The following is a 4,644-nucleotide window of genomic DNA, read 5'->3' as shown; positions in this document are numbered from 1 at the left end:
AGCGTGCCACCCGCGAACGGGCATCCGAAGTCGCACGGGGCATGTCGGCTCGCCTGGCAAAGGGCGACCCCCGGCCGCGCCGGCCCTGATGGCACATCCGCCGCTACTGGCACGCGAATGGCACAAACGGGCCTCAGCCGTAGGAACGTGGGGGGTATGGGGGGCTCGGCCCCCCAGTAGATATTGCGAAACGCCCAGGTCAGACCCCGTCTGACAGACCTATCCCAAAGTGGAGCGGGCGACGGGAATCGAACCCGCGTTGCAAGCTTGGGAAGCTCGTGTTCTGCCGCTGAACTACGCCCGCGTGGTACGTACAGCATCCTACAGGCCGGCACGAGCGCGGCGCGGGATGGTCCCGACGGCCCGTCCGCATCGCCGTGCTCATGTCGCTTCGCTCCGGGCCGGTCGCATCCGGGCAGCGTCGCCGTTCCCGCGACCGCTGGTGACAACACGCAATGAACCACCGCACCGACGACCCGACGCAAGATAGCTAGATCATAGAACTACTCTCCGGAGTCAACGCGCCAGCCGAGTGCAACCCCGGGGAGGAACACGTGCAATTGCGCAAAACGGTCGTCTCGCTGGCGACCGCGGTTTTGGTCATCGGCGGCACCACATCAGCCACCGCCAGCGACAGCGCTGTCACCAACGCGCCGACGATATCGATCACCGCGCTGGACGCCTGCTCAGCGGCCGACCTGGACAACGATCGCCGGCTCGGCCCGGCAGCACTGCCGCTGTTCGGCGCGGTAGGCGCAGAGCTCTTCTTCTATGACAGGACCGGCGGTCAGCCGCGGCAGCAGTTCCTGGACACCTGGTGGAACCCGGCCGCCCGCTCGGGCAACGGCGACTGGATCTTTCCACCGCAGAACGGATACATGATCAACGCGGATGGCACTCCCATCCGGACGGTGACGTCACTGGCTCCCGGGCAGGAAATCGACCGGTTCGGCGGGACAGGCGGCGGATTCCTCGCGCCGAAGGGGCTCCGCTACGCCGACCGGTCGATCCCGCCAAGCAACCTGGACTCCTCAACGGATCCGGCTGGCTGCAACTACCACGTCTACCGGGTGCTGAAGACCTTCTCGGTCTACACCGGAACGGTTCGTCCATGGTTCGATCAGCCCGGTAACGGCCAGCAGTACCAGTTGGACGGCTCCCTCGTCCCCGGCGCCCCGGCCGACGGCGACCTGCACGTCCAATGGCTGCTCGACCATCAATATCTGGAGGATGAGGCGCACCCGAAGAAGCTGTAGATCAACCGAGCCAGCTCCCGCGGCGGGCCAACTCAGCCGGCAGCCGCCCGCGACGACCGGAGCGACCGGAGCGACCGGTAACGTACTCGGACGTGTTGCTGTCTGACGGGGATATCCAGGCTGAGATCGCCGCGGGACGGGTATGCCTGGACCCGTACGATCCGGCTCTCGTCCAGCCGAGCAGTGTCGACCTTCGGCTCGACCGGTGGTTCCGGGTGTTCCAGAACCACCGGTACAGCCACATCGACCCCGCCGTCGAGCAGGAGGATCTCACCGACCTCATCGCCCCGGACGACGACGACCCGTTCGTCCTGCATCCCGGCGAGTTCGTCCTCGGCTCGACACTGGAGATCATTTCCCTGCCCGACGATCTTGCCGGCCGGCTGGAAGGCAAGTCCAGCCTGGGACGCCTGGGCCTGCTCACCCATTCCACCGCTGGTTTCATCGATCCCGGCTTCTCCGGCCATGTCACCCTTGAGCTGTCAAACGTCGCGACCTTGCCCATCAAGCTCTGGCCGGGGATGAAGATCGGCCAGCTCTGCCTCTTCCGGCTCTCCTCCCCCGCCACGCATCCCTATGGCTCGGCCATTTACGGTTCCCGCTACCAGGGACAACGCGGCCCGACTCCATCCCGCGCATACCGTGACTTCACCCGTGCGGCAGTGCCATCAGACAACCATGGCCCGACACCGCCGCGATCATAAAACGGTCAACGGAACAACCGGTCAACGGCTCGGGTCGGCCCGGAAGAGCTTCGGCTCCCGCCCGGGTGGCTGGGACGGCTGGGGGCTGGCCGGGGTGGCGGGCACGTCACGGCGCACCGGGCCATCCATCGACACTTCGACAGCTTCGCCGCAGTGAAGAATCATGATCGGTTCGCCACGCAGCAGCACGTAGCTCGCGGTGGAGTCGGTGACCTCAACCCGCAGCCGTCGTCCACGCGTGCACAGGGTGAACGCAAGCCTACTGATCCCTTCCGCCAGGCGAGGCGCGAACGACAGTACGCCCGACATGTGAGCTTCCGGGTTGACAGCGCCCGAGTTGACAGCCCCCGGGTAGTCGCGCAACCCGCCGAACCCCTCAACCAGCGCTATCCAGCTGCCGGCCAGCGAGGCCATGTGCAGGCCGTCGAGAGCTCGGCCGCGCAGGTCACGGAGGTCGATCAGCGCCGCTTCGCGCAGATAGTCGTGGGCGAGACCGAGATGACCGACCTCGGCCGCCAGCACTGCCTGCGCTGACGAGGACAACGACGAGTCGCGAACGGTGAGGGCTTCGTAGTAAGCGAAGTTGCGGGCCTTCTGCTCCTCCGTGAACGCCTCCCCGCGGCGCTGCATCGCCAGTACCAGATCAGCCTGCTTCACCACCTGCTTGCGGTACAAATCGAAATAGGGGAAGTGCAGGAGAAGCGGGTACTGGTCAGGACGTGTGTGCTCGAAGTCCCACACCTGGTGACGGGTGAATCCCGCCGACTGCGGATGCACCCCGAGTTTTTCATCGTAGGGGATGCACATGTCCCCGGCCGCGTCCCGCCAGGACGCGGCCTCCTCCGCGTTCACGCCGAGTTCGTGCGCCCGCTCGGGATGCCGCCGAACCGCGTTCGCCGCCTCCACCAGGTTCTGTTGCGCCATCACGTTGGTGTAGACATTGTTGTCGGCGACCGCGCTGTACTCGTCCGGCCCGGTGACTCCATCGATGTTGAAGGCACCGTCCAGATCATGATGGCCGAGTGACCGCCAGAGCCGGGCCGTTTCGACCAGCAGCTCCAGGCCGATGTGCCGTTCGAAATCGCTGTCTCCAGTGACCCGGACATGGCGGATCACCGCGTCCGCTATATCCGCATTGATGTGAAATGCCGCGGTGCCGGCCGGCCAGTACCCAGAACATTCCTCGCCGTGAATCGTCCGCCACGGGAACGCCGCCCCGGACAGGCCGAGCAGGCGAGCGCGCTCCCGGGCCATGGGCAGGGTGGCGTGCCGCCAGCGCAGTGCGTCCGCCGCCGCGTCCGGGGCTGTATAGGTGAGCACGGGAAGCACGTAACTCTCGGAATCCCAGAACGTGTGGCCGTCGTAGCCGGGACCGGTGAGGCCCTTCGCCGGGATCGGCCTGCGCTCGGCCCGCGCGCTCGAGGACAGGACATGGAACAGGGCGAAACGGACGGCCTGCTGTACCTCGGCATCACCGTCGACCTCGACGTCCGCGCGGGCCCAGAAATCGTCAAGATAGGCCCGCTGCTCGGCGAGCAGCCCCTCCCAGCCAGTCTGGCGGGCGGCGGTCAGCGCGGCCGCGGCCTGGTCGCGCAGCGCTGGCAGGGAGCGCTGCTCCGACCATCCATAGGCAATGAACTTGACGAACCGCAGCTTCTGACCAGGAGCAAGCAGCGCGGTGATGGTCACGCGACAGGAGTCAGCGTCGCTCTCGGCGGTCACCCCCGTGGCCGACCGCCGGTCAATCGCATGATCCATAGCAGCGGCGACCCGGATAGCGCTGTACCGCGTCCGGTGCACCAGCTCGGCGTGCGAACCATGGCTGCCGTTCCACTCCGCCACCAACGGCGCCTCCAGCGCCACGGCGGCCCGCGGGTCCACGGACTGTGCCGGCAGCTGCTCGTTGGCGACCAGCTCGGACTGCACAACCAGCCGGGCTGAGGCATCCAGCGGCTCGACCTCGTAGCAGATCGCCGCCATGGCCCGCTGGACAAAGGAGACCAACCGCACCGACGACATGCGGATCGCCTGGCCCGCCGGTGACACCCATTCGGCCGTGCGGCTCAGCACACCGCGGCGGAAATCCAGGATCCGCTCGTGCGCTCGCAGCTCCCCGTAACGGATGTCGAAGGGCTCGTCATCCACCAGCAGGCGGATCAGCTTCCCGTTGGTAACATTGATCATCGTCTGGCCGGACTCCGGGTAGCCATAACCGGCCTCCGCGTAAGGCAGCGGCCGCAGCTCGTGGACGGAGTTGAGGTAGGTGCCGGGCAGCGCGTGCGGCTCTCCCTCGTCCAGGTTCGCCCGGAGGCCGACGTGCCCGTTGGCCAGGGCGAACAGCGATTCCGCCCTGGCCAGCTGGTTCGGGTCGAGACCGGACTCACGCAGCTGCCACGGCTCGACCGGGAACGACATGTCGCCGATCACACGTCGCTCCCGCCGCCGGGCCTGCTCTGTCCGCCGGGCTCGGCCGACGGCTGGCGATGCTCGCTGTCAACGTCCCCGCCAACGCCGTCCCCGCCAACGCCTGCTCCCCTGCCGGCGTCCAACAGATCGGCAAGGTCCGCGACAACGACATCGGCGCCGTGCGCGCGCAGCGCGTCGGCATGCCCGGCCCGATCGATGCCGACGACATACCCGAAACCTCCGGCACGCCCCGCCTCGACCCCGGCGATCGCGTCCTC

General features: G+C 67.4%; 3 protein-coding genes, 1 tRNA gene and 1 pseudogene. 2 read left to right on the top strand and 3 right to left on the bottom strand.

Features of this window, described 5'->3' with window-relative positions; genetic code table 11:
• Positions 1 to 230 precede the first annotated feature (230 nt).
• A tRNA-Gly gene (locus MJ783_RS20140) sits at positions 231 to 304 on the bottom strand.
• Between the two features lie 250 nt (positions 305 to 554).
• Here MJ783_RS20140 and MJ783_RS20135 point away from each other — a divergent pair.
• Positions 555 to 1,256, top strand: coding sequence for a TNT domain-containing protein (locus MJ783_RS20135; RefSeq protein ID WP_239312666.1), 702 nt, complete (start codon positions 555 to 557; stop codon positions 1,254 to 1,256).
• 92 nt (positions 1,257 to 1,348) lie between these two features.
• Positions 1,349 to 1,960, top strand: a complete 612-nt coding sequence (dcd, locus tag MJ783_RS20130) for a dCTP deaminase (RefSeq protein WP_239312664.1) — start codon at positions 1,349 to 1,351, stop codon at positions 1,958 to 1,960.
• Between the two features lie 21 nt (positions 1,961 to 1,981).
• Here the strand turns inward: dcd and MJ783_RS20125 are convergent, their stop codons facing one another.
• Positions 1,982 to 4,387 carry a glycoside hydrolase family 65 protein gene (locus MJ783_RS20125; RefSeq protein WP_239312662.1) on the bottom strand — a complete coding sequence of 802 codons (2,406 nt, stop codon included), beginning with the start codon at positions 4,385 to 4,387 and terminating at the stop codon, positions 1,982 to 1,984.
• Positions 4,384 to 4,644: pseudogene (locus tag MJ783_RS20120) on the bottom strand (hypothetical protein); the annotation flags it as partial. The gene MJ783_RS20125 and the pseudogene MJ783_RS20120, both read right to left, overlap by 4 nt.

This window comes from Protofrankia sp. Cj3 (genome assembly GCF_917627355.1).
Lineage (GTDB): Bacteria > Actinomycetota > Actinomycetes > Frankiales > Frankiaceae > Protofrankia.
The sequence above is the reverse complement of the archived record's forward strand: the minus strand, read 5'-3'. Positions and strand labels throughout refer to the sequence as shown.